The sequence below is a fragment of the Caulobacter sp. FV2ye17ST genome (genome assembly GCF_058680955.1).
The window spans coordinates 234,615-259,869 of record NZ_CM178727.1 but is presented as its reverse complement, the minus strand read 5'-3'; the positions used below and the strand labels follow the sequence as shown (position 1 = coordinate 259,869).

Here is a 25,255-nt window from a genome sequence, read left to right as displayed (position 1 = left end):
CCACCTCGGCGTCTTTTGTCCGGCCCCGCGCTAGGATCGCGCGACAAGTCCGAACAGACGATGATCTCGCCACTCGCCGTTAATTTTCAAATAAGCTGGGGCATAACCCTCCTCGGAAAAGCCGCATTTCAGCAGAAGAGCGGCCGAGGCGGCGTTTTCCGGCATGCAGGCGGCCTCCAGCCGGTGAAGCCCCAGGCCGTCGAAGGCGAAGCGGATGACGGTGGCGACGGCGTCGGTCATGTGGCCCTGGCGCGCATAGGGCTGGCCCAGCCAGTAGCCGACCGTGCCGCTGAGCGACACACCGCGGCGGACGTGAAACAGCCGCACCGCGCCGATCAGGGCGTCGTCGCTCTTGCGGAACACGAAGAACGGCCAGGCCTCGCCAGTCTCCAGTTCGCGGGCATAGGCGCCCAGCCGGGCGCGGAAGGACCGGCGGCCCAGGTCATCCTCCAGCCAGGTCGGCTCCCAGGGCTCCAGGAAGCTGCGCGACGCCCGTCGCAGGTCGGCCCAGGCGCGATGGTCCGACACGCGCGGCGGGCGCAGATAGACGCCGCTGCCCTGAAGCTTGAGGCCGGGTCTGGCGCGGAACAGCTGCAGAAGGGTCGACACTTGAACTCCAGCGGACGCGAAGGGGCGCGAGATTCGGCGATCAGGCGGCCGCGAACAAGGCCTTCTCGAAGGCGGGACCGGCCTTCAGTGCCGACTTGGCGCCCAGGATGGCGGTGGCGCAACGCCGCGAGTCCAGCAGACGCTGACCCAGCCGCGCCACATCGGCCGGGGTGACGGCGTCGACCTCGAAGGCCAGTTCGGCCGGCGGATACAGGCGATCGAACAGCAGCACCTGGCCGGCCGACTGCTCGGCGCGCGACAGCGCCGCCTCGCGGGCCATGAACATGTGCGCCTTCAGCTGGGCCTTGGCGCGGGCCAGCTCGGCCGGCTCGATGTGGCGGGCCAGGGCGACCAGCTGCTCGGCGCAGACCCTGGCGGTCTCGACCGCGTTGCCGGCCGCGCAGCCGGCATAGATGCCCAGCGCCCCGTGATCGGCATAGGTGTCGGAATAGGCGTCGATATTGTAGGCCAGACCGCGCTTCTCGCGGGCCTCCTGGAACAGGCGCGACGACATGCCGCCCCCCAGGCATTCGGCGAAGATCCGCAGGGCGAAATAGTCCTGCTCGCGCGCGCCGCAGGCCGGCAGCATGAACACCAGATGCGACTGTTCCAGCTTGCGCACCTCGCCCTCGTGGCCGCCCACGAACGGCGCGGCGGCGGGTTCGGCCAGGCTCTCGCGCACCGGCACGCCGCCAAACGCGCGCTCGGCGGCGGCCATCAGCTCGGTCTCGCTGACCGCGCCGGTGGCGCTGATCACCAGCCGGTCGGGGGCGTACAGCGCGCCCCGCCAGTCGGACAGGGCGGCGTTGGTGGCGGCATTGACGCTCTCGACCGAGCCCAGGATCGGGCGGGCCACCGGGTGCTGACCCCAGGCCGCGCGCTGGATCAGGTCGAAGACATAGTCGTCGGGCGCGTCGGCTGCCTCGGCGATCTCCTGCAGCACCACCTGCTTTTCGCGGGTCAGGTCGGCCTCGTCGAGGGTGGGGCGCAGCAGCAGGTCGGCGATGACGTCCATGCCCAGGTCCAGGCCGCCTTTCAGCGCCCGCACCTGGAAGCTGGTGCGCTCATAGCCGGTGGCGGCGTTGATCGAGCCGCCCTGGCTTTCGATGACCTCGACGATGTCGCGCGAGCTGCGCGATCCGGCCCCCTTGAAGACCATGTGCTCCAGCAGGTGCGACCAGCCGGACTGGGGGACATCCTCGTGGGCCGCGCCGCGACCGGCGACGACGGTCAGGGCCAGGGTCTCAAGGCCGGGCATCGGATCGCAGACGACCCGGACGCCGTTCTTCAGCGTCTTGAGGACAGCGCTCACGAAGTGGCCGCGAAGGTGCGCACGAAGGCCTTCACCGTGTCGCCGCTGGCGGGCAGGCGCTCGAAGCGCTCGGGCTTTTTCGACAGATCGGGCGTGGCGCGCGGCGTGGCCGGCGTCAGGCCGCAGGCGGCGGCGACGGCTTCCGGGAACTTGGCCGGATGGGCGGTGGACAGCACCACCACCGGGATGGTCGGGTCGTCCAGCTTGACGCCGGCGGCGGCCGCCACGCCCACAGCGGTGTGCGGGTCAATGACCTCGCCGGTCTCGTTCAGGGTCGAGAGCATGGTCTTGGCGGTGTCGGCCTCGCTGACCGACGCGCCACGGAACAGCTCGCGCATGGTGGCGAAGGCGCTGGGCGGGATGTCGATCAGGCCGCTGTCGGTAAAGCCCCGGAAGGCGCGGCCGGTCTCGACGCCGTCGCGACGCACGGCCTCGAAATACAGGCGCTCGAAGTTGGAGGCCACCTGGATGTCCATGGCCGGGCTCTGGGTGGCCGAGACCGATCCCTTGGCGTAGCGGCCGTCCTCGAAGGTGCGGGCCAGGATGTCGTTGGAATTGGTGGCGCAGGTGATCTGGGCGATCGGCAGGCCCATGCGCGTGGCCACGAAGGCGGCGTAGGCGTCGCCGAAATTGCCCGTCGGCACCACGAAGGCGACCTGACGCTCCGGCGCGCCCAGGGCCACGGCGGCGGTGAAGTAATAGACGCTCTGGGCCGCGATCCGCGCCCAGTTGATCGAGTTGACGCCCGACAGGTCGACCGCGTGGCGGAACTGGTCGTCCTGGAAGGCCTCCTTGACGATGGCCTGGCAGTCGTCGAACGAGCCCTGGATCGAGACGCAGGCGACATTGTCGTCGGTCGCCGTGGTCATGAACCGGCGCTGGACCTCGCTGATCCGGCCTTCCGGGAAGAGGGCCACGATGCGGGCGTTCTTGCGGCCCCGGAAGGCCTCGACGGCCGCGCCGCCGGTGTCGCCGGAGGTGGCGCAGATGATGGTCATCTTGCGCGACTGGCGTTCCAGCACATAGTCGTACAGCCGCCCCAGCAGTTGCATGGCGACGTCCTTGAACGCCAGGGTCGGGCCGTGGAACAGCTCCAGCAGGAAGCGGTTGGGACCCAGCTGCTTCAGCGGCGTGACAGCGGTGTGGGCGAAGCTGGCATAGGCCTCGGCGCACATCTCGGCCAGCACGTCGGCGGGGATGTCGTCGCCGACAAACTTGCCCATCACCGCGGCGGCGACCTGGGCGTAGGGCTGGCCAGCGAAGGCGGCGATCTCGGCTTTCGTGAAGGTCGGCCACTCGGCCGGCACATACAGACCGCCGTCAGGGGCCAGGCCCGCCAGGACCGCGTCGAGGAATCCGATGGGGGCGGCCTCGCCGCGGGTCGAAACGTAGCGCATCAGGGTCTCAGTCTCCGCCAGAGCATGGCGGCATAGATAAAGAGCAGGGTTACGGCAAGACCGAACCACGTCAGGGCGTATTCGAGGTGCCGATTGGAAATTTCTGCCGGCAGCGGCGCGGGGGCGATCCCGGCCGGGGCCGGGGTCTCGCGTTCGGCCATCAGGGCCATCGGCGCCGGCTTGCGTCCGGCCAGACCCGCCACGGCCGTGGCGCGGTCGCCGCCCAGCTGGGTCAGCGGGATCAGGATGCCCGTGACCTGCCCGGGCTCGGCGAAGACGCGGGCCGGCGCCTCGACCTGGCCGGTCAGTTCTGTAACCACGCCGCGATCGACCAGGATCAGGTCATAGGGACCGCCGTCCTCGATCCCGCACAGGGCCTGGGCGCGCCAGACGACGTCGCCGTCGCGGATGCCATAGGCCAGGGACAGGGGCGGCAGCGACGCCGGGCGGCAGTCGACGCTGACCCGCGTCCAGGCCACGTTCTGGCCCTTGGCCGCATCGGCCAGTACCGGGTTGATGGGAACCGCCGAGGCGGTCTTCAGGGTCTCGATCCGCGCCAGCAGATCTTCCTTCCAGGCCATGCGCTTGATCTGCCAGGCGCCGAGGAAGCAGAGGATGCCGAAGGCGATGGCCACGGCGATGGTCAAGCCGATCGGGAAGCGCCGCCGCGCCGTGAAGTCAAACGGCTTGGGAAGGGTCTCAGACATCGCGGCGTCCGGCCTCCGAGGCCTTGTTGGCGACCTGGGCGGCGACCATCAGGCCCTTGGCCGGACGCATCAGGCCCAGGCTGAGGGCCAGGGTCACGGGCAGCCAGACCAGCAGCAGCAGCCAGACCGGCCAGTTCCAGGCGAACATCGAAAACAGCGCGCCGAACGCGCCGACGCTGCCGCCGATCAGGATGATGAAGGTCGAAGCTCCGTCGCCGGTCTCGTGGCGGCCCAGTTCGAAACCGCAGGCCTCGCAGGTGGGGGCGATCTTCAGGAAGCCGTCGAACAGGAAGCCCTCGCCGCACTTGGGGCAGCGACCGCTGGCGCCGGCCAGATAGGGGTTGGTGTGGCTCATGGAGCCTCCTGAAATGAAGAAGGCCCGGAACGCTGGTCTAGCGTTCCGGGCCCCCTCGGAAGTTTGGATCTTAGAGCGTAGCGGCTGAAAGTGTGAGGGGTTTAGCCCTCACGCTTCAACTTGGAGGCCTAGTGGGCCGAAGCGCCGAAGATCACGTAGATGAAGGCGAACAGGAACAGCCAGACCACGTCCACGAAGTGCCAGTACCAGGCGGCCGCTTCGAAGCCGAAGTGCTGCTTGGGCGTGAAGGCGCCGTTCATCAGGCGGATCAGGCAGACCAGCAGGAACAGGGTGCCGACGAACACGTGGAAGCCGTGGAAGCCGGTGGCCAGGAAGAAGGTCGAACCATACAGGCCCGAGTTCACCGCCGCTTCCGAATAGAACAGCTGCTCGTGGTTGATGTGGGCGTATTCATAGAACTGGATGGCCGTGAACAGGGCGCCCAGCACGATGGTCAGGATCAGGCCCCACTTGGCGCCCTTGCGGTCGCCGACCTGCAGTGCGTGGTGAGCCCAGGTGACGGTGGTGCCCGACAGCAGCAGGGTCAGGGTGTTGACCAGCGGCAGATGCCAGGGCGAGACGGTCTCGACGCCGGTGGGCGGCCAGGTGGCCCAGGCGGTGCGGACCTCTTCGATGGCCGAGAGCGTGCGGTGTTCATGGAACAGCGCCATCTCGAAGAACATCCAGAACCAAGCCACGAAGAACATCACTTCCGAAGCGATGAACAGGATCATGCCGTAGCGCAGGCCGATCGAGACGACCGGGGTGTGGTCGCCGGCGTTGGCTTCCTTGGCCACATCGCTCCACCAGCCGAAGAAGGTGTAGAGGATGCCGGCGAAGCCCGCGGCGAAGATCGCCCAGTTGCCCTTTTCGATGCCGAGCACGCCGCCCTTGAGCCAACCGATCAGGCCGATGGCCATGATGGTGGCGGCGACCGAGCCCACGAGGGGCCAGGGGCTGGGCGGCAGGATGTGATAGTCGTGTTTGACGGCGCCGTGGGCCATGGTGGTGCTAACCCTTATATCCCTCTGGTCGCGATGGCCGGTCCCCCCGCCCTCGCGCGTCTTGATGAAACGCTATAGCCCCCTAGACGGCGCGCCGCCAAGGGGTTGCACGATGCGCGGCGTCGTCGAAGCCGTCTGTTTTTGCTTCGGATCGTCGAGAACCGCCGGGAAGAAGGTGTAGGACAGGGTGATCTCGCCCTTGCCCTTGGTCTCCGGGTCATCCGCATATTGGGGATCGACGAAGTAAACCACCGGAAACTCGACCGTCTGGCCGGCCGCAATCGTCTGATTGCTGAAGCAGAAGCACTCCAGCTTCTGGAAATAGGGTCCGGCCTGTTCGGGGACCACATTGTAGATGGCCCGGCCGGTCATGGCCTTGTCGCTGTTGTTGGTGACCTTGAAAAAGGCCAGACCCGTGTCGCCGATCCGGACCTGCTGGCTGACCTGCTCGGTCGAAAAGGTCCAGGGCAGCTCGCGGATGTTGGAATCGAATCGGATGGTGACCTTGCGGTCCAGGATCTTGGTCGGGGCCAGCTCGGCCTTGCGCACCGTGCCGTCGAAGCCGGTCATCTGGCAAAACAGCTTGTAGAGCGGCACCGAGGCGTAGGCGGCACCGACCATGCCGAAGAAGGCGGCCGCGCACAGCAGGCCCACGCGCGCATTGCGGCGGGCCGCCAGGTCCTTGACGGACTTCAGCGCCTTGGCCGGGACAGGATCAGAAGGGACGGTGTGCGACATTGGCGCCGAGCCTCACAACGGTGACCACGAAAACCAGAATGACGAACGCCACCAGGCCCAGACCCAGGGCGATGTTGCGCCCCTTGCGCGCGCGCGCGGCGGCGTCGTGCTCGACAGGCTTGTTCATCGCAAAAGCTCCAACGTTTTGACGCCAAAGACCGCTTCGCCCAGCAGGGCCGCGAACATGGCGAACAGATAGAGGATCGAGAAGGCGAACAGGTTGCGGGCCGCCTTGGCCCCGGCGGCCTTCACATCGTCCGTGACCTCATAGAGGTCGCGGTCGGCGGCGCGCGGATCGGCGGCGTCTCCGGCCTTGCTGAGAAACACCCGGAAGGCCAGCAGCAGGAACACCGCGCCGCCCAGACCGGCCACCGCCAGATAGAGCGGGCCGCCCAGGCCGGTCAGCACCGGCGACAGGCAGACCGGGATCAGGATCAGGCTGTAGATCAGGATCTGCAGGCGGGTGGCTTTCGCGCCCTTGACCACCGGCAGCATCGGCACGCCGGCCTTGGCGTAGTCGGTGGTGATGTACAGCGACAGGGCCCAGAAGTGCGGCGGGGTCCAGAAGAAGATGATGGCCACCATCAGCCAGGCGTTCAGCGGGGCCGAGCCCGTGGCCGCGGCCCAGCCGATGGCGGGCGGCAGGGCGCCGGCCAGACCGCCGATGACGATGTTCTGGGTCGTCCAGCGCTTGAGCCACATGGTGTAGACGACGGCGTAGAAGACGATGGTGAAGGCCAGCAGGCCGGCGGCCAGCCAGTTGACGGCCATGCCCAGCAGCATCACGGAAAACAGGCTCAACACCACGCCCAGGGCGGCGGCGTCATCGCCGCGCACCTTGCCCGACGGCACGGGACGGCCGCGCGTGCGGCGCATCAGGCGGTCGATATCGGCGTCGAACCACATGTTCAGAGAGGCGGAAGCCCCTGCCCCCACGGCGATGCACAGCACCGCCACGGCGGCCAGCACCGGGTGCATGGGCGTGCGGGCGGCCAGCAGGCCCGTAAGGCCGGTGAACACCACCAGCGACATGACGCGGGGCTTGAGCAGCTGGAAGAAGTCCTGCCAGCGGGCGACGTCGGGCGTCGTCTGCGGCGGGGCGGTTTCCGGGGTCATGGCGGCGATTTTGGACATCGAATTCTGATTATAGCGGTCTGGATGGGCGAAGGGCGCGGCCCGGACCCTTAAGTGGTCCAGACCGCGCCCCCGCAGGCTTCAATTCAGGCGTCAGGCCCTAGTGGTGGCCGTCTTCGCGGATCACCGGGGGTTCGCTGAACTGGTGGAACGGCGGCGGCGACGACAGGGTCCATTCCAGGGTGGTGGCGCCTTCGCCCCACGGATTGGCCTCGGCCGGACGACGACGGATGGCGGCCTCGATCAGCAGGATCAGGAACACGATCACGCCGACGACGGTGATCATGTAGCCGACCGTGGAGACGTAGTTCCACTTCGCGAAGGCTTCCGGATAGTCGACATAGCGACGCGGCATGCCCTGCAGACCCAGGAAGTGCTGCGGGAAGAAGATCAGGTTGACGCCGACGAACATGATCCAGAACTGCAGGCAGCCCAGGAACTCGTTGTACTTCACGCCCCACATCTTCTCGAACCAGTAGAAGAAGCCGGCGAAGATGGCGAACACCGCGCCCAGCGACAGCACGTAGTGGAAGTGGGCGACGACGTAATAGGTGTCGTGCAGGCTGTAGTCGATGCCGGCGTTGGACAGGACGACGCCGGTGACGCCGCCGACCGTGAACAGGAAGATGAAGCCGATCGCCCACAGCATGGGCGTCTTGAAGCTGATCGAACCGCCCCACATCGTGGCGATCCAGGAGAAGATCTTCACGCCGGTCGGAACGGCGATGATCATCGTGGCGGCCACGAAATAGGCGCGCAGATTGATGCTCATGCCGACGGTGTACATGTGGTGAGCCCACACGACGAAGCCGACGAAGCCGATGGCGACCATGGCGTAGGCCATCGCCAGATAACCGAAGACCGGCTTCTTGGAGAAGGTCGAGACGATGTGGCTGATGATGCCGAAGCCTGGCAGGATCAGGATGTACACTTCCGGGTGACCGAAGAACCAGAACAGGTGCTGGAACATGACGGGGTCGCCGCCGGCGGCCGGGTCGAAGAAGTGGGTGCCGAAGTTGCGGTCGGTCAGCAGCATGGTGATGGCGCCGGCCAGGACGGGCAGCGACAGCAGCAGCAGGAAGGCGGTGATCAGCACCGACCAGGCGAACAGCGGCATGCGGTGCAGGGTCATGCCCGGCGCGCGCATGTTGAAGATCGTGGTGATGAAGTTGATCGCGCCCAGGATCGACGAAGCGCCGGCCAGGTGGAGCGACAGGATCGCCAGGTCCATGGCCGGACCCTTGTGACCGATGGTCGAGAGCGGCGGATAGATCGTCCAGCCGCCGCCGAAGCCCTGACCGGGGCCGCCGTCGACGAACATCGAGGTGCAGAGCAGCACCCAGGCGGCGATCAGCAGCCAGAACGAGACGTTGTTCATCCGCGGGAAGGCCATGTCCGGCGCGCCGATCATGATCGGAACGAACCAGTTGCCGAACCCGCCGATCATCGCCGGCATGACCATGAAGAAGATCATGATCAGGGCGTGGGCGGTGACGACGGCGTTATAGCCGTGCTTGCCCTTAAACAGGCCCATCTGGGCCAGGACGCCGGTGTCGGAGAACACCTGGATGCCCGGCTCCATCAGTTCCCAGCGGATCAGGCCCGACAGGGCGCCGCCCACCAGGCCCGCCATGATGGCGAACAGGATGTAGAGGGTGCCGATGTCCTTGTGGTTCGTCGAGAAGAACCAGCGCTGGAAGAAGGGCGGCTTGTCGTCGGCGCCGTGGGCGTCGTCGTGATGATCAATGTCTGCGGCGTGAGCCATCGGACTAATCCTGCAATCGTATCTTAGACCGCCGGCGCGGCGGGAGCCGCGGCCGGGGCGGTGACGGGAGCGGCGGCCGGGGTCGCGACAGCGGCAGCCGGAGCGGCGGCGTCAGCGACGGGGGCGGCCGCCGGCGGGGCGGTCTTGGACTGGACCCAGGCGTCGAACTCAGCCTGCGACACAACCTTGATCTCGATGGGCATGAAGGCGTGGTCCACGCCGCACAGCTCCGAGCACTGGCCGTAGAAGACGCCGGTCTTCTCGGCCTTGAACCAGGTTTCGTTCAGGCGGCCGGGGATGGCGTCGGTCTTCAGGCCAAAGGCCGGCAGGGCGAAGGCGTGGATCACGTCGGCGCCGGTGACCTGCACGCGGACCACCTGATTGACCGGCACCACCAGGGCGTTGTCGGCGGCCAGGCGATACGGGACGTTCTTGGCCTTGGCGTCGGCTTCCGACAGGCCGACCGAGACGATCTCGCTGATCTTCTGGTCGGGATACTCGTAGCCCCAGTACCACTGGTAGCCCGTGGCCTTCACCGTCATGTACGGCTTGGGCATGTCGTTATAGGCGAACAGCAGCCGGAACGAGAAGATCGCGATCACCATCAGGATGATCACCGGGACGACCGTCCAGATGATCTCGATGGTGGTGTTGTGGCTGAACTTGGCCGGGATCGGGTTGGACTTCTTGTTGTACCGGATCACGATCCAGATCAGCAGAGCCAGCACGAACAAGGTGATGACCGTGATGATCGGCATCAGGATCACGTTGTGGAACCAGATCGCGTCGTGCTTGAGCGACGAAGCGGCCGGCTGAAGGTCGATCGCCCCCGGCGTCGGCTGCCCCAGCAGATCCTGCGCGAGAGCCTGCCCCGCGAACATCACCGTGGCGGCGAGGGCGCTAGCGCCCGTCAAAACCCGCCGAAACCCCTGAAATTGCGCCTTCATATCCCTCACGGCCCGTTTCAGCGGCGATTTGACGTCGATCGTTTGACTTTGATCAACGCCATGTCGCGCCGACATGCACATTACAATCAGGCTCGCGGTATCGCGCAATCGACCCGGTTAAAGAGTCGCGGTCGCGCCCCGCCCAACTGACCATTCCGCTGGCTGCATACGCGCATCGCCAGCGGTTGCCAAGCGCCTGAAACCCCCGCGAAACCCACCATCGCAACGGTTCGGCCGTCAAACTGCGAACCAGTTTCAACAAGCCCCACCCAACACCTCCGGATCATTACGTAACGTTCATTGACAGGTACCTTGCACCGATCAGTACCTTGCCGTAGAAGAGTGCATCAACCGCGGCGAGGACAACGTGCCGGAAGCCATTGAAATACAACTGAAGAAGGGCGTGCTGGCGCTGTGTGTGCTGGCCCTGCTGTCACGCGCTGACAGCTACGCCTACGAGATCGCCAGCAAGCTCGCGAAGGACATCGATATGGGGGAGGGGACAATCTATCCGCTGATGCGCCGCATGCAGTCGGACGGCCTGGTGGAGACCTATCTGGTCGAATCCCAGAGCGGCCCGCCGCGCAAATACTACCGCCTGACGTCGGCTGGCCGCGCCAGCTTCACGCAGCAGAAGGCCGAATGGGCCGCCTTCACCACCGCTGTCGAAGACATCCTGGGAGCCGCCGCATGACCCGTAATGAGTTCATGACCCGGTTGCGCCGGGGACTGGCCGGCCTGCCCGCCACCACGATCGCCGACATCGTCGCCGATCACGAGGCTCACTTCGCCGACGCCATGGCCGAAGGCCGCAGCGAGGCCGAAGCCGCCGCCGCTCTGGGCGATCCCGACCGCCTGGCCCGCGAACTGCGCGCCGACGCCGGTCTCAGGCGCTGGGAGGAGACCAAGACCCCCTCCAACGCAGGAGCGGCGATCATCGCCCTGATCGGCCTGGGCGCCATCGACATCATGTTCCTGCTGCCCCTGCTGATGGGCTTGCTGGCGACCCTGTTCGGCTTCCTGGTGGCCGTGGTGGTGCTGTTCGTCTCCGGCGGCTTCGTCTTCGCCATGGGACCTTTGGCCGCACCTCCCGGCGGACCGATGACGGCCTTCCTGGCCGGCGTGGGCCTGATGGCCGGCGCCACCTTCCTGGGAGCCCTGCTCACCATCGCCACGGTGGGCCTGTTCAATGTGGTCGTCTGGTACGGCCGCCTGCACTTCCGGCTGCTCAAGCCGGCCATCGAAAATCAAGGCTGAGGGGCCCGTCATGATCCGTAATGCGCTCATTATCGGCGGGGCCAGCTTCGTGCTGATGCTCGGCTGCTTCGCCGGCGTCGCCGCCCTGGCCGGTCCGGTCATCATGAAGGACGGCTGGACCATTCCCTTCGATGAGGACGACAACGTCTCGTTCTCGCAGAACGGCCGCCACGTCAGCCTCAAGGGCTCCAGGCCCTCGCCGACCGTCAATCGCGAATTTGCCTGGAGCGGCGGCGACTTCCTGAAGCTGGACGTGCCGTCCGACGTGGAATTCATCCAGGGTCCGGTCGGCAAGATCGAGGTCTCCGGTCCCAAGTCGATGGTCGACCGCCTGACCATCGAGGGCGGCTTCATCCACGTGGCCGACAATATCGAGGGTGAGAGCCTGACCATCGACCGCCACGGCATCCGCGTCCAAAGCGGCTCCGACCGGCTGAAGATCGTCGTCACCGCCCCCGGCGTGCGTCGCTTCGAGCTGTCCGGTTCGGGCGACCTGGAGATCGCGGGCTTCAACCAGCCCTCGCTGTCGGTGACCCTCGACGGCAGCGGCGACGTCTCGGCCAAGGGCCGCGCCGACGCCATCGAGATCACGACCAGGGGTTCGGGCTCGGCCTATCTGGACGACCTGACCACCCGAGACGCCTTTGTGGCCGTCATGGGCAGCGGCGGGGTCGACATCTCGCCCCGCGAGAAGGTCCGGATCGAGATCTCCGGCAGCGGCGACGTCAGCCTCCAGACCGAGGCCGCCAGCGTCGTCAGCAGCATCACGGGCTCAGGCTCGGTGCGCCAGCAATACTGAGACCGCATGTCGCCCCTCCCCTGACAATGGGCGGGGCGACAACGGGGCGGGGTGACGGAACGGCTTCGAACGCTTACCTGTAGGCGTATGAACGCTCCGATCTCCGCTCCCTCCCTTCTGGACGCCGCCGGCGTCGATCCCGACCGCGCCCGCAAGATCCTGGGCGAGGCCCTGGCCGGCGCCGATGACGGCGAACTCTTCATCGAACGCTCCGAGAGCGAGGCCTTCGTCTTCGACGATGGCCGACTGAAGAGCGCCTCCTATGATTCGGGCGAGGGCTTTGGCCTTCGCGTCGTGGCCGGCGAGACCGCCGGTTACGCCCACGCCGCCGAGGTTTCCGAGGCCGCCATCGGCCGGGCCGCCGCTTCGGCCAGCCTCGCCAAGCGCGGCTATGCCGGCGTCAGCGCCGAAGGGCCCCGTTCGACCAACGAGCGGCTGTATGGCGAAGACGATCCGATCTCGTCGCCGGTGTTTTCCGACAAGGTTTCCCTGCTGCAGGAAATCGACGCCTTCGCCCGGGCCCGCGATCCGCGCGTCGTCCAGGTGATGGCCTCGATGGCCGGCGAGCGCCGGGTGATCGAGATCCTGCGCGCCGACGGCAAGCTGGTGCGCGACGTCCGCCCGCTGGTGCGCGTCAACGTGCAGGTCACGGTCGAGAAGGACGGTCGCCGCGAGAGCGGTTCGGCCGGGGCCGGCGGCCGCGCCGGCTTCTCGGCGTGGATCAGCCCCGACAAGTGGCAGGGCCAGGTCGACGAAGCCCTGCGCCAGGCGCTGGTCAATCTGGACGCCATCCCCTGCCCCGCCGGCGAAATGGACGTGGTGCTGGGCTCGGGCTGGAACGGCGTGCTGCTGCACGAGGCGGTCGGCCACGGGCTGGAGGGCGATTTCAACCGCAAGGGCATCAGCGCCTTCTCCGGCCGCATCGGCGAGCGGGTGGCGGCCAAGGGCGTCACGGTGTTCGACGACGGTTCGCTGCCGGGCCGCCGCGGCTCGCTGACCATCGACGACGAGGGCACGCCCACCGAGCGCACCATCCTGATCGAGGACGGCATTCTGGTCGGCTACATGCACGACCGCATGAGCGCGCGCCTGATGGGCATGCAGGCCACGGGCAATGGCCGGCGCCAGTCCTATGCCCACATGCCCCTGCCCCGCATGACCAACACCGGCATGCTGGCCGGCAAGGACGACCCGGCCGAGATGATCGCCTCGATGAAGCGCGGCCTCTACTGCGCCAATTTCGGCGGCGGCCAGGTGGACATCACCAACGGCAAGTTCGTTTTCCAGTGCACCGAGGCCTATCTGGTCGAGGACGGCAAGATCACCGCGCCGGTCAAGGGCGCCACCCTGATCGGCGACGGCCCCAGCGCCCTGACCAAGGTGACCATGATCGGCCACGACTTCGACTTCGACCCCGGCATCGGCGTCTGCGGCAAGTCCGGCCAGGGCGTGCCCGTTGGCGTGGGCCAGCCGTCGCTGAAGATCACCGGTCTTACGGTGGGCGGGACCGCCGTCTAGGGCTGATCAGGCCGACGCGCGGCTTTCGATGATTGTCAGCCGCTGGTTCAGGATTTCCAGGCCGCCCTGGACGCGTTCGACAGGCATGGCTGGCAGCCTTGCCCGCATTGGGCCGATATCGATGATGGACGCCTCCATGGCCGCCACCAGCCAGTCCATATCCTTCTCCCGGCCGGCGCTGAGTTTCGAGAGCGCCAGATCATGGGGCTCCGGAACGAGCGCGGTGACGCCGCCCGTGTTGGCGCTGGTATAGAGCCTGGCGCGGTCTCGCCAGTCAGCAGGCAGAATGGCTGTCTCGGGCCCCACCCCGTCGCAATAATACCCGTAGGCATCATCGAACGGTGACGCCTGGCCCAGGAGAGCGTCCAGTTCGTCAGCGATGCGGTCAGCGTCTTCGGCGTCGGGCGTGTTGGCGAAGAGGTCGGCCTCGCGTGACATGGCCAGGCTATCCGGCACGATCGCCGACCAGACGAAGATCGCGGAAGACCCGATCAGGACGAAAGCCTTCTGACCCGTAGCATTGCCGGCGGCGCGCAGGATGTGCTCCACCTTGGCAAGCGTCATCATGCGGAGCGGCTCGCAAGGTGGCGTGCCGTGTCCGGCGAAATCGTAGTGAAGACCGGCGCGGTTTCCCGGAGGAACGCGCCTTGCTCATCATCCGCGATCAGGCGGCGAACAACCTGTTCCGGCTCGAGGCGCAGAGTCTCGATCCACAAGGCGTATCCGCGCCGCTGGCGCGGATCGTCCTTCACGAAGAGATCCAGGAACGCGCGCCCTTTTTCCAGCAGAGACGGGTCATCGACGATCCGCCGGGCCACTTCCAGCGTACGCTGATAGGCGCGACGCTCATGAGCATCGCGAAAACGCTCCTTCAACGGAGCGGACTGGATGAAGCGGTCGCCGGCTGTCATTTCATTCACAGTCTACACGAAGTTGCCAAGAAGGGGATTCAAGCCCCGCTCGCCGGGCGGCCCAACAAAAAAGGCCCCGGATCGCTCCGGGGCCTTCTTTGTTTCAGCGTTCCGCGATCAGTGGATCGTGGTGGCCGTGTCGACCGGCGTGACGTCGGTGTCGTCCGAGCCGTGCGACCATTTCTTCAGCCAGGGCGACAGCACCAGGAACAGGATCCCGATGCCGATCGAGGCCAAGCCGATGACGTTGAAGACCTTCAGCGAGGTGGCCAGGGCCGCGGCGGGATCCAGCACCTGGCCGCCCACCGTTTCGGTGGTGGTCAGGCCGGCGATCATGCCGCCCACATACTGGGCGATGGCCACGGCCATGAACCAGACGGCCATCATGAACGACACGACCGACGGCGGCGACAGCTTGGTCATCTGCGACAGGCCGACCGGCGACATGCACAGCTCGCCGGTGGTGTGCAGCATGTACATCACCACCAGGAAGACCAGCGGCATGCGGAAGGCGCCGTCGGCGAAGGTGGCGCCGATCTGCAGCACCAGGAAGCCGGCCCCGACCTGAAGCAGGGCCAGGCCGAACTTGACCACGGGGTTCAGGTCGCGGCCGCGCTTGCCCAGCCAGGTCCACAGGAAGGCGAAGACCGGGGCGAAGATCAGGATCCAGCCGGCGTTCAGGGCCTGGGTCTGCGGCGCGTTGAAGCTGGTGTTGATCCAGAAGGTCGAGGCCTTGTCGATGCCGGCCGCGACCAGTTGCTCGGAGGTGGCCAGGGTGACCGCGCCGCCGAACCACTGGATCGGGGCCTTGACCAGGTCGAGCTGGACATTGGTGGCCGCGAACAGGCTGAGCGACGAGCCGGCCTGTTCGAACAGGGTCCAGAACACCACCGCGCCGAAGATCAGGAATACGGCCAGGGCCAAGCGTTCGCGCTCTTCCTTGCCGCACTTGGCGAACATGAACCACAGGATGTAGCCCAGCGAGGCCACGATGCCGGCGATCAGGGCCGCGCCCACCACGGGGTTGCGCTGCACCAGGAAGAAGACGCCGACCACGCCGACCAGCGACAGGATGTAGATCACCATCTCGCGGTCGATCGGGCCCAGCACCTTGGCCTTCAGGGCCTTGGGTTCCGGCGGCTCGCCCTTGCCCAGCAGCCAGGGCTTGCCCAGCACGAAGACGACGAAGCCGGCCAGCATGCCGACGCCGGCCAGACCGAAGCCCGCCCACCACCCGACCGTGACGCCCAGCAGGCCGCACATGATCGAGGCCCAGAACGAGCCCAGATTGATGCCGTAGTAGTAGAGGGTGAAGCCCGGATCGCGGCGCGGATCGCCCTGCGGATACAACTGGCCGACGATGGTCGAGATGTTGGGCTTGAGGAAGCCGACGCCGACGATGATCAGCGACAGGGCCAGCCAGAAGATGTTCAGATAGGTCGGATCGCGATCCTTCACGTCCAGCTTGTAGTCGGCCTTGGGCAGGACGGCCGGCAGCGGCGCGTCGGCGGGCAGGCCCTTGACCTCGAAATCGCCGGCCTTGGTGGCGGCGACGTCATAGGGCTTGCCGTCGACGACCAGCTTGGCGACCAGTTCCTGTCCCCGGCCCTCGGCCTGGAACTCGTAGGTCGCGCCCTGATAGGTCAGGGTCTGGACAGCGGGCTTGCCTTCGATGGCCATGGTCAGGTGGCCGGCGACCAGCAGGATCGCGCCGAACGCGACCGCCTTGCGGGTGCCCAGATACTTGTCGGCCAGGAAGCCGCCGATCAGCGGCAGCAAATAGACCAGCGAAGTGTAGGAGCCGTAGTGAGCCGAGGCGACCTTGGGTTCAAAGAGGAAATGCTGGGTGAGATAGAAGATCAGGATGGCCCGCATGCCGTAGTAGGAGAAACGCTCCCACATCTCGGCGAAGAACAGGATGAGCAGCCCCTTGGGATGCTGTCGGAGAAGCTGGATGAGCACGGGAATGCCGGTCACAAGGGTGACCAGGATGCCCAGGGCGATAACGATGTTCATTCACTAACCTTGACGTGATGAGGGGTCGGGGCGGCCGTTACGGTCGTTTCGCCCTCGCCTCCCCAGTTCGCGGGGAGAAGATCACGCGACAATGCGTTTAACAAGCAATGGCTTGCCAGCAGGGACCCGAGTCGGCTTCCCGCGCGTTCCGCAAGCGCGCCCTTTCCACGTGCGGGAGAAAACCGATGAAGACGCCTGACGAAAGCCATCCGATCACGATCGAGCGAGAAGAGGCGCGCGTTCGGGTGCTGTTCGAGGGCCACGAGATCGCCGACAGCGGCGACGTGGTCGTGCTGCGCGAGGCCGGCTATCCGCCGGTGCGCTACTTCCTGCGCGACGATGTGCGGATGATGTTCCTGCGCCGCACCGACAAGGTCACCCACTGTCCCTACAAGGGCGCGGCGGCCTATTTCTCGATCTATCGCGACGGCAAGCTGATCGACAACGCCGTGTGGTCCTACGAGGACCCCTATCCCGCCGTCGGCGAGATCGGCGGCCGGCTGGCCTTCTATCCGCAACATGTCGAGTTCGAGACCGGCGCCCACACCGCCGCCGAGACCGAGGCGCTGGATGTCGACGAGGTCGTCCGCCACACCGACAGCGGTTCGGGCGCCAGCCAGGCCGAGCGCTGGGCGCCGACCGTCGACACGCCGGGCGCCACGACCTGAACGCGACCGCCACAATTGGGAATAATTGCACACAAACGAGGCAATTGCGGTGAAAGTAACCTTTGCCTCGCCGAAATTGAAAGATTGTCGGAAAAATATTCCAATTTGGCCTCTAGCCTGAGGTGCTTTGACGCGTTACCTCTCTCAGCGAACCACCGTAAAGGTTGGTTAAGTGTCCAGGGCGCTGCATGGCCCTGACGCGAACGCGTTGAGCCTCCATCAGAGAGGCGTGGAGGAGACCATGGCCTACGTCAGCTACGACCGCGCGCCGTCCGTCGGCGCCGCTTCACGGATCACCGGCCCCCGCCTCGCCTGGGGGCGCCTCGCCATGGTTGGCTTCAGCCTGGCGTTCTGGGTCGGCCTGGCCTTCGCGATCCGGGTGATCTTCTAGAATACTAGGCGGGTCGCCGGGCTCTCAGGGCCTGGGCGATCGTGCCGTCGTCCAGCCAGTCGAGGTCGCCGCCGACCGGGACCCCCCGCGCCAGCATCGTCACCGAGACGCCCGAATTCGAGTTGGCCAGGCGATCGGCCAGATAGTGGGCCGTGGTCTGGCCGTCGACCGTGGCCGGCAGGGCCAGGATCACCTCGGCCACCTCGCCCCCCGCCACCCGCGCCAGAAGCTCGCTGATCCGCAGGGCCTCGGGTCCGATCCCGTCCAGCGCCGACAGCAGGCCGCCCAGCACGTGATAGCGGCCCTTGAACTGCCCCCCGCGCTCCATGGCCCACAGCGAGCCGACCTCCTCGACCACGCAGATCAGCCGCCCGTCGCGGGTGTCGTCGGCGCAGACCGCGCAGGGCTCGGTGGTGTCCAGTGAGCCGCATACCGAGCAGGTCCGCACCTTGGCCTGGGCGTCGAGCATGGCCGCCGTCAGCGGCGCCAGCAGGGTGTCGCGCTTCTTGAGAAGCGCCAGGGCCGCCCGCCGGCCCGAACGCGGCCCCAGCCCCGGCAGCTTTGACAGCAGGGCGATCAGGCGCTCGATCTCGGGTCCGGCGGAAGCGGCCATTCTTTTCCTTGAAAATCCCCTTCCAACGGAAGGGGTGGTCCTAGAACTTCATGCCGGGCAGGCCGCCCATCATGCCCGCCATCGGGCCGGCGGCGTCCTGCATCAGCTGGGCCTGGGTGGCGTCGAGCTTTCTCTTGGCGTCGGCGTGCGCGGCCACGATCAGGTCCTCGATCACCTCGCCCTCGCCCGGCGCGACCAGGCTTTCATCGATCCTGACCTTGGCCAGCTCGCCCGTGCCCTTCAGCGTGACCGTGACCATGCCGCCGCCCGAGGCGCCCTCGACCAGGGTCTCGGCCAGCCGCGCCTGGGCGTCGGCCAGTTTCTGCTGCATCGCCTGGGCCTGCTTCATCAGGCCGCCGAGGTCTTTCATCTTAAGTCTCCAAGTCTAGCGCGTTCCCTCCCCCATCGAGGAGGAAGGGAGAAATCAGTCCTCGACCTCGTCCGGCTCGATCGGCGCCAGTTCAGGGCCAGGGATCTTGCGGACCTCCAGCTCCGCGCCCGGGAAGGCGCTGAGCAGGGAGGCCACGAAGGGGTCGGCCTTGATCTGGGCCATCGCCTCGCGGTCCTCGCGCTTCTGGCGCTCCATCAGGGTCTCGGCCCCGCCGCCGCCCTCGGCGGCGACCAGCCAGGGCTGGCCGGTCCATTCCTTCAACGCGCGAACGAGGCGTCCGGCCAGATTGCCGGGCGCGCCGGGCGCGGGCTCATAGGTGATGGCGCCGGGCCGGAAGCTGATCGGGCGTACGAACTGCTCGACATCCAGCCGCAGGCCGATGTCGCGCTTGGCGGCGATCAGGGCCAGCACGTCGTCGAACGAAGCCAGGACCGGCATGGCCTGGGCCGCCGGCGAAGCCATGGACACGATCTGGGCGCTGACGCCGCCGCCGGATCCGCCGCCGCCACCCAGCGCGCCGCCGCCCGGCGCGCCGCCGGCGGGGGTTCCGTCGCGCATCGCCTTCAGAGCTTCTTCGGGACCGGGCAGGTCGGCCGCATAGCACAGGCGGATCAGGGCCATCTCGGCGGCGGCCATGGCGTCGGGCGCGCGGCGCACTTCCTCATGGGCCTTCAGCAGCATCTGCCACAGGCGCGACAGGGTGCCGGCCGAGGTGTGGGCCCCGATGGCGGCCAGGCGCGCGGCCTGTTCCTTGGGCAGGGTCAGGGCGTCGGGGCCCAGGGCCTTGGCCACGGCCGAGCCGTGGCAATGGTCCAGCAGGTCCAGCATCACCACCGCCGGATCGGCCCCGAAACCCCACAGGGCGCGGAAGCCTTCCAGGGCGTCGGCCGGCTTGCCGCTCATCACGGCCTCGAACAGGGCGATGGTCTGGCCGCGATCGGCCAGGCCCAGCATGTCGCGGATCACGGCGGCCGAGACGGTGGCCCCGCGCTCGGTCTGGACGATGGCCTGGTCCAGCAGGGACAGGCCGTCGCGCACCGAGCCCTCGGCGGCGCGAGCGATCAGGGCCAGGCCATCCTCGTCGACCCGCGCGCCTTCCCGGGCGGCGATGCGGTCGAAATGCTTGACCAGTACGTCCGGCTCGACCCGGCGCAGGTCAAAGCGCTGGGTGCGCGACAGGATGGTCACCGGCACCTTGCGGATCTCGGTGGTGGCGAAGATGAACTTGGCGTGCGGCGGCGGCTCTTCCAGCGTCTTCAGCAGGGCGTTGAACGCCGCCGTCGACAGCATGTGCACTTCGTCGATGATGTAGACCTTGTAGCGCGCCTCGACCGGGGCGTAGCGCACCCCGTCCAGCAGCTCGCGCATCTCGTCGACCTTGGTGCGCGAGGCGGCGTCGAGCTCCAGCACGTCCATGTGCCGGCCTTCGATGATCGCCTTGCAGTGGCGACCGTCGACGGTGAGGTCGACCGAGGGCTGGTGGACGGTGTCGGTCTCGTAGTTCAGGGCCCGGGCCAGCAGGCGGGCGGTCGTGGTCTTGCCCACCCCGCGGACGCCGGTCAGCATGAAGGCGTGGGCGATGCGGCCGCTGGAGAACGCATTCGCCAGGGTGCGGACCATGGCCTCCTGGCCGATCAGGTCCTCGAAGGTGCGCGGGCGGTATTTCCGCGCCAGCACGGTGTAGGCGGCGCCGGACTCGTCATGCACCGCGTCGGACGAGGCCTCGACCACCGGACGCGCCGGGACGGGCGCTGGCGCGGCGACAGGCTCGGCCGCCGGCGGCGCGCCGAAGATGTCGGCCGTGTTCTCGTCCCGCTCGGCGGGCTCGTCTTCCCACGGCGGCGCGGAATCGGATGTGAGGTCGTCGTGGTCGGCCATGGCGACAACTGTAGAGCGCCGGAGCGCCCAGCAAAAGGCTCGCTCGCATCCGGCGACCATCTGCTGACAGATTTAAGGGAGAAAGGTGGAGACCGGCGGACGACCCGAAGCTTGGCTCGTTGTGGCTGCTGCCTCTCGGCCCTGACCAGATTGGCGAGGGCTCCGCCCGTCACCGATCTCCGAGGCCTATATCGCGAGTCATCGCCCCATATGCAAGTCCGCGCGACGTCGTGACGACTCTTCTTGGCTGGGTTACAGGAATCGCATGGCCCTCTCGATCATCACCAACACCTTCGCCGGAAACCCTCTGGATCGCTCCAGCGAGCGACGGGGCGACGCATCCTGGCTGGCTGAAAAGCTGGCCGATCCCGGCTCGCTGGCCGTGGCGGTCTGGAACGGCAAGCCCCTGGTCGAGGACGTGCTGGGCGAGGACGGCCAGCCGACCGGCGCCCAGATCGCCTATCTGCGCGCCGACATGGCCCAGGAGCTGGCCGGCGGCGACGAAAAGCTGCTGTTCCTGGGTCTGTGGAAGGACATCGCGGTGTTCGCCGTCGATCTGGACGGCAATGCCGATCCGGCCGAAGGGCCGCTGAAGGGCCTGGGCCGGTTCGAGGAGCTGCGCGGAATCGCCGCCGCGATGCCACCGGCCGACGCCGGCATCCTGGCCACCGCCCGTTCGATGTTCGAATGGCGCCGCCGCCATCGCTGGTGCAGCGCCTGCGGCCAGCCCTCGGACGTCGGCGACGGCGGCTGGAAGCGCATCTGCCCCGCCTGCAAGGCCGAGCATTTCCCGCGCACCGACCCGGTGGCGATCATGCTGGCGGTGCATGAGGACAAGTGCCTGCTGGGCCGGCAGGCCCTGTGGCCGGCCGGCATGTTCTCGGCCTTGGCCGGCTTCCTGGAGCCCGGCGAGACCATCGAGGAAGCCTGCGCCCGCGAGCTGATGGAAGAGGCCGGCCTGACCGCCACCAGCGTGCGCTACCACTCCAGCCAGCCCTGGCCCTGGCCGTCATCGCTGATGATGGGCCTGATCGCCCAGGTCGACAGCAATGAGGCGCGCCCCGACCAGACCGAGCTGGAAGAGGTGCGCTGGTTCACCAAGGAAGAAGCCGGGGCGCTGATCCGTGGCGAAATGGAAGGCGTCTTCGCGCCGCCGGCCCTGGCCATCGCGCATCAGCTGATCAAGGCGTGGGTGGAGGAGGCTTAGGCCGAGAAGCCCCCTCCGGCCCTTCGGGCCACCTCCCCCATAAAGGGGGAGGACAAATCCGGATTTGCTTCCCCTTTATGGGGGAGCTGTCGGCGAAGCCGACTGAGGGGGCTGCGCCCTACCGGAACGGCGGCTCGTCAAACGCCCGCAGCTTGCGCGAATGCAGGTTGGCGCCCTCGTCCAGCAGAAGCTTGCAGGTCAGAATGCCGATCTGCAGGTGCTGGCTGATCGCCCGCTCGTAGAAGGCGTTGGCCTGGCCCGGCAGCTTGATCTCGCCGTGCAGCGGCTTGTCGGACACGCACAGCAGCGTCCCGTAGGGCACGCGGAAGCGATAGCCCTGGGCGGCGATGGTGGCCGATTCCATGTCGATGGCGACCGCGCGGCTCTGGTTGAAGCGCAGGGCCGACAGGCTGTGGCGAAGCTCCCAGTTGCGGTCGTCGGTGGTGACCACCGTGCCGGTGCGCAGGCGCTTCTTCAGCTGGTCGCCGCTGTCGCCGCTGATGGCTTTCGAGGCGTCGTAGAGGGCGCGCTGCACCTCGGCGATCGACGGCACCGGGATTTCCGGCGGCAGGACGGCGTCCAGCACATGGTCGTCGCGCAGATAGGCGTGGGCCAGCACATAGTCGCCGATGGTCTGGGTGTCGCGCAGGCCGCCGCAGTGGCCGATCATCAGCCACGCTTGCGGACGCAGCACGGCCAGGTGGTCGCAGATGGTCTTGGCGTTGGACGGGCCGACGCCGATATTGACCAGGGTGATGCCCGTGCCGCCCGGACCCATCAGGTGGTAGGCCGGCATCTGGTGCTTGCGCCAGGTCGACTCGGCCACCGCCAGCTCGGGATTGGCGGTATTGGCGGTGATCATCAGCCCGCCCGAGCACGACAGGCCCTCATAGCGCGTGCCGGGCTGGGCCAGCTGCTCGATGCCCCAGCGGACGAACTCGTCGACATAGCGGTGATAGTTGGTGAACAGGATGAACTGCTGCACGTGCTCGGCCGGGGCGCCCGTGTAGTGCTTCAGGCGGGCCAGCGAGAAGTCGGTGCGCAGGCCGTCGAACAGGGCCAGCGGCCGGGTCTCTTCCAGGGCCGCGTCCCAGACGCCGTCGGCGATCTCGTCGCCGATGAAGGCCAGGTCGGTCGTGGGGAAGAAGCGGGCGATGTCTTCCGACCGCACATCGGCCTGGTTCAGGTCGATGCTGGCGTCCAGCACGTAGGGATAGGGGATCTCCTGGCGCGAGCGATCGACCTCGATCTCGACGTCGAAATCCTTGAGCAGCAGGGTCAGCTGTTCGACCAGATAGTCCTTGAACTGGTTGGGCTTGGTGACCGTGGTCGCATAGACGCCGGGCCGGCTGACCCGGGCGTAGGACCGCGCCAGCTTGGGCGGCAGGGCCTCGGGATCATAGGTGATGCGCAGCTCGGGATAGGCGAAGGTCCCGTCGAAGCGCTGCTGCGGATCAGGCCGCGCGCCGGTTTCGAGATAGGCCTTGAGGGCGGTCCGGAGGGCGCCCACGGCGCGCTCATATTCCTGATTCAGCTGTTCAACGACAGCGATTGCTTTTTCTTGGTTTGACATGGCGCCTTATAGCGGCGTTTCGCGACAATGGCGAGATGGGCCCGCCGCCGGGCCTTGAAGGGCATGGACGAACTTGCCTGCGTCGGCCACAAGGACGGACATGCTCAAGACTGAGGCAGGCCATGGCGGGTTCATGCTCGTGCTTCGTCGAAACAGTCAGAGCTGAAAAAGACTGCTGGCGCCGCGCGGCGCGGCGCCCGAGGGGAGCTTCATGAACAAGCGTTTCGCCTATCTGATCATCGCGTCCATGATCCTCGGGGTCACGGTGGGCTGGGCCTGCAACCAGTTCCTCGACCCGGTCGCCGCCAAGGCCGCGGCGGGCAACCTGTCGATCATCACCGACATCTTCCTGCGCCTGATCAAGATGATCATCGCCCCGCTGGTCTTCACGACCCTGGTGGCCGGCGTCGCCCACATGGAGGACGCCGCCGCCGTCGGCCGGATCGGCGCCAAGACCATGACCTGGTTCATCGGCGCCTCGGCCGTCTCGCTGCTGCTGGGCCTGCTGATGGTTCACCTCCTGGATCCGGGCGCGGGCCTGAACATGGCCCACATGGACGTGGCCGGGACCAAGACCGCCGCCAGCACCGACGCCTTCACCCTCAAGGGCTTCATCACCCACCTGGTGCCGACCTCGATCTTCGACGCCATGGCCAAGAACGAGATCCTGCAGATCGTCGTCTTCTCGCTGTTCGTCGGCACCGCCGTCGCGGCCCTGGACAACAAGGCCCCGCAGATCCTGGAACTGGTCGAACAGGCCGCCCAGATCATGCTGAAGGTCACCAGCTTCGTGATGAAGCTGGCCCCGCTGGCCATCTTCGCGGCCCTGGCCTCGACCATCGCCACCCAGGGCCTGGGCATGCTGGCCACCTATGGCAAGTTCGTGCTGGGCTTCTACGCCACCATGGGCGTGCTGTGGCTGCTGCTGTTCATCGCCGGCGCCCTGGTGCTGGGCAAGCGGGTGATCCCGCTGTTCGGCGTGATCCGCGACCCGACCCTGCTGGCCTTCTCGACCGCCAGCTCGGAAGCCGCCTATCCGCGCATCCTCGACAGCCTGCCCAAGGTGGGCGTGCGCCGCCGCATCGTCTCGTTCGTGCTGCCGCTGGGCTATTCGTTCAATCTCGACGGCTCGATGCTGTACTGCACCTTCGCCACCATGTTCATCATGCAGGCGCACGGGGTCGAGCTGTCGGTGTCGCAGCAGATCTTCATGCTGCTGCTGCTGATGGTGACCTCCAAGGGCATCGCCGGGGTGCCGCGCGCCTCGCTGGTGGTGATCATGGCCACCCTCACCTATTTCGGCCTGCCCGAAGCCTGGATCGCCCTGGTCCTGGGCGTCGACCACCTGCTGGACATGGGCCGCAGCGCCACCAACGTGGTCGGCAACAGCGTCGCCGCCGCCGTGGTCGCCAAGTGGGAGGGCGAGCTGGACGACATCGTCCCCGACGAGGAACCGGAAGCGGCGAAGGCCTGATCCTTCCGGCTTCAGACCCTAGCCATCGACACGTCAGACGGCCCGCCTCGCACCCCGAGGCGGGCCGTTTTCGTTCCGGCGCGCCTTCACATTCAGTAATTACTGCACAAAGCCGTTGACAGGGGCGCGCCGACGCCCAATCTTCAGGACAGGGGACTGATTAGGATGACAAAAATGCCCAAGATCATGCCTGTCACTCGCATCGGCCTGATGGCCCTGGCCACCGCCGGCCTGCTCGCCTCGACGGCCCACGCCCAGACCAGCGCTCCGGCCCAAGCCAAGCCGCGCCCGCCCTGCTTCTCGCTGTCGGACTGGCACGGCTGGAGCTCGCCGCGTCGCGACGTGCTCTACATGAAGGTCCGCAACAAGGACGTCTATCGCCTGGACCTGACCGGCGGCTCCAACCAGCTGGGCTCGGCCGGAACGCACATCGTCAGCGTGGTGCGCGGCAGCGACCGGATCTGCCACCCCCTCGACCTGGACCTGCGGGTCTCCGACGGTTTCGGCTTCGCCATGCCGATCCGCGCCAAGACCATCACCAAGCTGACGCCGGAGGAAATCGCGGCGATCCCCAAGAAGGACCGGCCGTAA

27 protein-coding genes and 1 other RNA gene are annotated in these 25,255 nt (G+C 67.1%); 9 read left to right on the top strand and 19 right to left on the bottom strand.

The genetic code is table 11. The features are described 5' to 3' along the window. Positions 1–30: 30 nt before the first annotated feature. The 11 genes from ACW17V_RS01205 to coxB form a co-directional block, all read right to left on the bottom strand. On the bottom strand, positions 31–609 hold the full coding sequence (locus tag ACW17V_RS01205; protein ID WP_492107086.1) for a GNAT family N-acetyltransferase: 579 nt from the start codon (positions 607–609) through the stop codon (positions 31–33). Between the two features lie 40 nt (positions 610–649). After that, complete coding sequence (locus ACW17V_RS01200) at positions 650–1,921, bottom strand: M16 family metallopeptidase (RefSeq protein ID WP_492107085.1); 1,272 nt, start codon at positions 1,919–1,921, stop codon at positions 650–652. Beyond that, positions 1,918–3,318, bottom strand: coding sequence for a threonine synthase (gene thrC / locus ACW17V_RS01195; protein ID WP_492107084.1), 1,401 nt, complete (start codon positions 3,316–3,318; stop codon positions 1,918–1,920). The genes ACW17V_RS01200 and thrC overlap by 4 nt, the downstream gene beginning before the upstream one ends. Continuing rightward, entirely contained in the window at positions 3,318–4,025 is a 708-nt protein-coding gene (locus ACW17V_RS01190) for an SURF1 family protein (RefSeq protein WP_492107083.1), read from the bottom strand. The genes thrC and ACW17V_RS01190 overlap by 1 nt, the downstream gene beginning before the upstream one ends. After that, positions 4,018–4,380: a DUF983 domain-containing protein gene (locus tag ACW17V_RS01185; protein ID WP_492107082.1), complete on the bottom strand. Its 363-nt coding sequence runs from the start codon at positions 4,378–4,380 to the stop codon at positions 4,018–4,020. Before ACW17V_RS01185 ends, ACW17V_RS01190 begins: the two co-directional genes overlap by 8 nt. 128 nt (positions 4,381–4,508) lie before the next feature. After that, a complete protein-coding gene (locus ACW17V_RS01180) occupies positions 4,509–5,384 on the bottom strand; it encodes a cytochrome c oxidase subunit 3 (protein ID WP_492107081.1) in 876 nt (291 codons plus the stop codon). A gap of 72 nt (positions 5,385–5,456) precedes the next feature. After that, positions 5,457–6,005 (bottom strand): cytochrome c oxidase assembly protein, encoded by a 549-nt coding sequence (locus ACW17V_RS01175; RefSeq protein WP_492108712.1) that lies wholly within the window; start codon positions 6,003–6,005, stop codon positions 5,457–5,459. Positions 6,006–6,099: 94 nt separating this feature from the next. Further along, on the bottom strand, positions 6,100–6,249 hold the full coding sequence (locus tag ACW17V_RS01170; RefSeq protein ID WP_492107080.1) for a cytochrome c oxidase system small membrane protein: 150 nt from the start codon (positions 6,247–6,249) through the stop codon (positions 6,100–6,102). Next, a complete protein-coding gene (gene cyoE / locus ACW17V_RS01165; RefSeq protein WP_492107079.1) occupies positions 6,246–7,256 on the bottom strand; it encodes a heme o synthase in 1,011 nt (336 codons plus the stop codon). Before cyoE ends, ACW17V_RS01170 begins: the two co-directional genes overlap by 4 nt. Positions 7,257–7,356: 100 nt before the next feature. Next, the gene (gene ctaD, locus ACW17V_RS01160) at positions 7,357–9,021 is read right to left on the bottom strand and encodes a cytochrome c oxidase subunit I (RefSeq protein WP_492107078.1); all 1,665 of its coding nucleotides are present in this window, start codon (positions 9,019–9,021) and stop codon (positions 7,357–7,359) included. Between the two features lie 23 nt (positions 9,022–9,044). Beyond that, on the bottom strand, positions 9,045–9,968 hold the full coding sequence (gene coxB / locus ACW17V_RS01155; RefSeq protein ID WP_492107077.1) for a cytochrome c oxidase subunit II: 924 nt from the start codon (positions 9,966–9,968) through the stop codon (positions 9,045–9,047). Between the two features lie 367 nt (positions 9,969–10,335). Between coxB and ACW17V_RS01150 the strand changes: the two genes are divergently transcribed. The 4 genes from ACW17V_RS01150 to tldD all read left to right on the top strand — a co-directional run bounded on the left by ACW17V_RS01150 (position 10,336) and on the right by tldD (position 13,542). Continuing rightward, entirely contained in the window at positions 10,336–10,662 is a 327-nt protein-coding gene (locus ACW17V_RS01150; protein WP_062143126.1) for a PadR family transcriptional regulator, read from the top strand. Continuing rightward, positions 10,659–11,225: a DUF1700 domain-containing protein gene (locus ACW17V_RS01145; protein ID WP_492107076.1), complete on the top strand. Its 567-nt coding sequence runs from the start codon at positions 10,659–10,661 to the stop codon at positions 11,223–11,225. Before ACW17V_RS01150 ends, ACW17V_RS01145 begins: the two co-directional genes overlap by 4 nt. A 10-nt stretch (positions 11,226–11,235) precedes the next feature. Continuing rightward, complete coding sequence (locus ACW17V_RS01140; RefSeq protein WP_492107075.1) at positions 11,236–12,024, top strand: GIN domain-containing protein; 789 nt, start codon at positions 11,236–11,238, stop codon at positions 12,022–12,024. Between the two features lie 87 nt (positions 12,025–12,111). Then, positions 12,112–13,542 (top strand): metalloprotease TldD, encoded by a 1,431-nt coding sequence (tldD, locus tag ACW17V_RS01135; RefSeq protein WP_492107074.1) that lies wholly within the window; start codon positions 12,112–12,114, stop codon positions 13,540–13,542. Positions 13,543–13,548: 6 nt separating this feature from the next. Here the strand turns inward: tldD and ACW17V_RS01130 are convergent, their stop codons facing one another. From ACW17V_RS01130 to ACW17V_RS01120, 3 genes are all read right to left on the bottom strand, one after another. After that, on the bottom strand, positions 13,549–14,109 hold the full coding sequence (locus ACW17V_RS01130; RefSeq protein ID WP_492107073.1) for a DUF6036 family nucleotidyltransferase: 561 nt from the start codon (positions 14,107–14,109) through the stop codon (positions 13,549–13,551). Beyond that, a complete protein-coding gene (locus ACW17V_RS01125; RefSeq protein WP_492107072.1) occupies positions 14,106–14,453 on the bottom strand; it encodes a hypothetical protein in 348 nt (115 codons plus the stop codon). The genes ACW17V_RS01130 and ACW17V_RS01125 overlap by 4 nt, the downstream gene beginning before the upstream one ends. A gap of 117 nt (positions 14,454–14,570) precedes the next feature. Next, complete coding sequence (locus ACW17V_RS01120) at positions 14,571–16,469, bottom strand: peptide MFS transporter (protein ID WP_492107071.1); 1,899 nt, start codon at positions 16,467–16,469, stop codon at positions 14,571–14,573. Between the two features lie 185 nt (positions 16,470–16,654). On the opposite strand from ACW17V_RS01120, the gene ACW17V_RS01115 reads away from it, so the two are divergent. Further along, on the top strand, positions 16,655–17,137 hold the full coding sequence (locus ACW17V_RS01115; RefSeq protein ID WP_492107070.1) for a DUF427 domain-containing protein: 483 nt from the start codon (positions 16,655–16,657) through the stop codon (positions 17,135–17,137). Between the two features lie 241 nt (positions 17,138–17,378). Next, entirely contained in the window at positions 17,379–17,528 is a 150-nt protein-coding gene (locus ACW17V_RS01110; protein ID WP_492107069.1) for a hypothetical protein, read from the top strand. 4 nt (positions 17,529–17,532) lie between these two features. Here ACW17V_RS01110 and recR read toward each other — a convergent pair whose 3' ends face one another. The 4 genes from recR to ffs form a co-directional block, all read right to left on the bottom strand. Then, the gene (recR, locus tag ACW17V_RS01105) at positions 17,533–18,141 is read right to left on the bottom strand and encodes a recombination mediator RecR (RefSeq protein ID WP_492107068.1); all 609 of its coding nucleotides are present in this window, start codon (positions 18,139–18,141) and stop codon (positions 17,533–17,535) included. 40 nt (positions 18,142–18,181) lie between these two features. Further along, on the bottom strand, positions 18,182–18,511 hold the full coding sequence (locus tag ACW17V_RS01100; protein WP_492107067.1) for a YbaB/EbfC family nucleoid-associated protein: 330 nt from the start codon (positions 18,509–18,511) through the stop codon (positions 18,182–18,184). A 54-nt stretch (positions 18,512–18,565) separates the two neighbouring features. Next, positions 18,566–20,410, bottom strand: coding sequence for a DNA polymerase III subunit gamma/tau (locus tag ACW17V_RS01095; protein WP_492107066.1), 1,845 nt, complete (start codon positions 20,408–20,410; stop codon positions 18,566–18,568). Between the two features lie 87 nt (positions 20,411–20,497). Further along, positions 20,498–20,588: signal recognition particle sRNA small type (ffs, locus tag ACW17V_RS01090), an RNA gene on the bottom strand. A gap of 87 nt (positions 20,589–20,675) precedes the next feature. Between ffs and nudC the strand changes: the two genes are divergently transcribed. Beyond that, the gene (nudC, locus tag ACW17V_RS01085; RefSeq protein WP_492107065.1) at positions 20,676–21,617 is read left to right on the top strand and encodes an NAD(+) diphosphatase; all 942 of its coding nucleotides are present in this window, start codon (positions 20,676–20,678) and stop codon (positions 21,615–21,617) included. Positions 21,618–21,735: 118 nt separating this feature from the next. On the opposite strand, the gene ACW17V_RS01080 is transcribed toward nudC, so the two are convergent. Beyond that, positions 21,736–23,190 carry an AMP nucleosidase gene (locus ACW17V_RS01080; protein WP_492107064.1) on the bottom strand — a complete coding sequence of 485 codons (1,455 nt, stop codon included), beginning with the start codon at positions 23,188–23,190 and terminating at the stop codon, positions 21,736–21,738. 211 nt (positions 23,191–23,401) lie between these two features. Between ACW17V_RS01080 and ACW17V_RS01075 the strand changes: the two genes are divergently transcribed. Next, a complete protein-coding gene (locus ACW17V_RS01075) occupies positions 23,402–24,664 on the top strand; it encodes a dicarboxylate/amino acid:cation symporter (protein ID WP_492107063.1) in 1,263 nt (420 codons plus the stop codon). Between the two features lie 174 nt (positions 24,665–24,838). Continuing rightward, positions 24,839–25,255 (top strand): DUF6491 family protein, encoded by a 417-nt coding sequence (locus ACW17V_RS01070; protein ID WP_492107062.1) that lies wholly within the window; start codon positions 24,839–24,841, stop codon positions 25,253–25,255.

Coding starts and splice junctions, on each gene's coding strand:
- ACW17V_RS01125 (WP_492107072.1), bottom strand. CDS start 14,453: ATGACAGCCGGCGACCGCTTCATCCAGTCCGCTCCGTTGAAGGAGCGT.
- coxB (WP_492107077.1), bottom strand. CDS start 9,968: ATGAAGGCGCAATTTCAGGGGTTTCGGCGGGTTTTGACGGGCGCTAGC.
- ACW17V_RS01170 (WP_492107080.1), bottom strand. CDS start 6,249: ATGAACAAGCCTGTCGAGCACGACGCCGCCGCGCGCGCGCGCAAGGGG.
- ACW17V_RS01080 (WP_492107064.1), bottom strand. CDS start 23,190: ATGTCAAACCAAGAAAAAGCAATCGCTGTCGTTGAACAGCTGAATCAG.
- ACW17V_RS01070 (WP_492107062.1), top strand. CDS start 24,839: ATGCCCAAGATCATGCCTGTCACTCGCATCGGCCTGATGGCCCTGGCC.
- ACW17V_RS01180 (WP_492107081.1), bottom strand. CDS start 5,384: ATGGCCCACGGCGCCGTCAAACACGACTATCACATCCTGCCGCCCAGC.
- ACW17V_RS01120 (WP_492107071.1), bottom strand. CDS start 16,469: ATGAACATCGTTATCGCCCTGGGCATCCTGGTCACCCTTGTGACCGGC.
- ACW17V_RS01145 (WP_492107076.1), top strand. CDS start 10,659: ATGACCCGTAATGAGTTCATGACCCGGTTGCGCCGGGGACTGGCCGGC.
- ACW17V_RS01115 (WP_492107070.1), top strand. CDS start 16,655: ATGAAGACGCCTGACGAAAGCCATCCGATCACGATCGAGCGAGAAGAG.
- ACW17V_RS01140 (WP_492107075.1), top strand. CDS start 11,236: ATGATCCGTAATGCGCTCATTATCGGCGGGGCCAGCTTCGTGCTGATG.
- nudC (WP_492107065.1), top strand. CDS start 20,676: ATGGCCCTCTCGATCATCACCAACACCTTCGCCGGAAACCCTCTGGAT.
- ACW17V_RS01075 (WP_492107063.1), top strand. CDS start 23,402: ATGAACAAGCGTTTCGCCTATCTGATCATCGCGTCCATGATCCTCGGG.
- ACW17V_RS01110 (WP_492107069.1), top strand. CDS start 17,379: ATGGCCTACGTCAGCTACGACCGCGCGCCGTCCGTCGGCGCCGCTTCA.
- cyoE (WP_492107079.1), bottom strand. CDS start 7,256: ATGTCCAAAATCGCCGCCATGACCCCGGAAACCGCCCCGCCGCAGACG.
- ctaD (WP_492107078.1), bottom strand. CDS start 9,021: ATGGCTCACGCCGCAGACATTGATCATCACGACGACGCCCACGGCGCC.
- ACW17V_RS01100 (WP_492107067.1), bottom strand. CDS start 18,511: ATGAAAGACCTCGGCGGCCTGATGAAGCAGGCCCAGGCGATGCAGCAG.
- ACW17V_RS01190 (WP_492107083.1), bottom strand. CDS start 4,025: ATGTCTGAGACCCTTCCCAAGCCGTTTGACTTCACGGCGCGGCGGCGC.
- tldD (WP_492107074.1), top strand. CDS start 12,112: ATGAACGCTCCGATCTCCGCTCCCTCCCTTCTGGACGCCGCCGGCGTC.
- ACW17V_RS01095 (WP_492107066.1), bottom strand. CDS start 20,410: ATGGCCGACCACGACGACCTCACATCCGATTCCGCGCCGCCGTGGGAA.
- ACW17V_RS01175 (WP_492108712.1), bottom strand. CDS start 6,005: ATGGTCGGTGCCGCCTACGCCTCGGTGCCGCTCTACAAGCTGTTTTGC.
- recR (WP_492107068.1), bottom strand. CDS start 18,141: ATGGCCGCTTCCGCCGGACCCGAGATCGAGCGCCTGATCGCCCTGCTG.
- ACW17V_RS01185 (WP_492107082.1), bottom strand. CDS start 4,380: ATGAGCCACACCAACCCCTATCTGGCCGGCGCCAGCGGTCGCTGCCCC.
- thrC (WP_492107084.1), bottom strand. CDS start 3,318: ATGCGCTACGTTTCGACCCGCGGCGAGGCCGCCCCCATCGGATTCCTC.
- ACW17V_RS01130 (WP_492107073.1), bottom strand. CDS start 14,109: ATGATGACGCTTGCCAAGGTGGAGCACATCCTGCGCGCCGCCGGCAAT.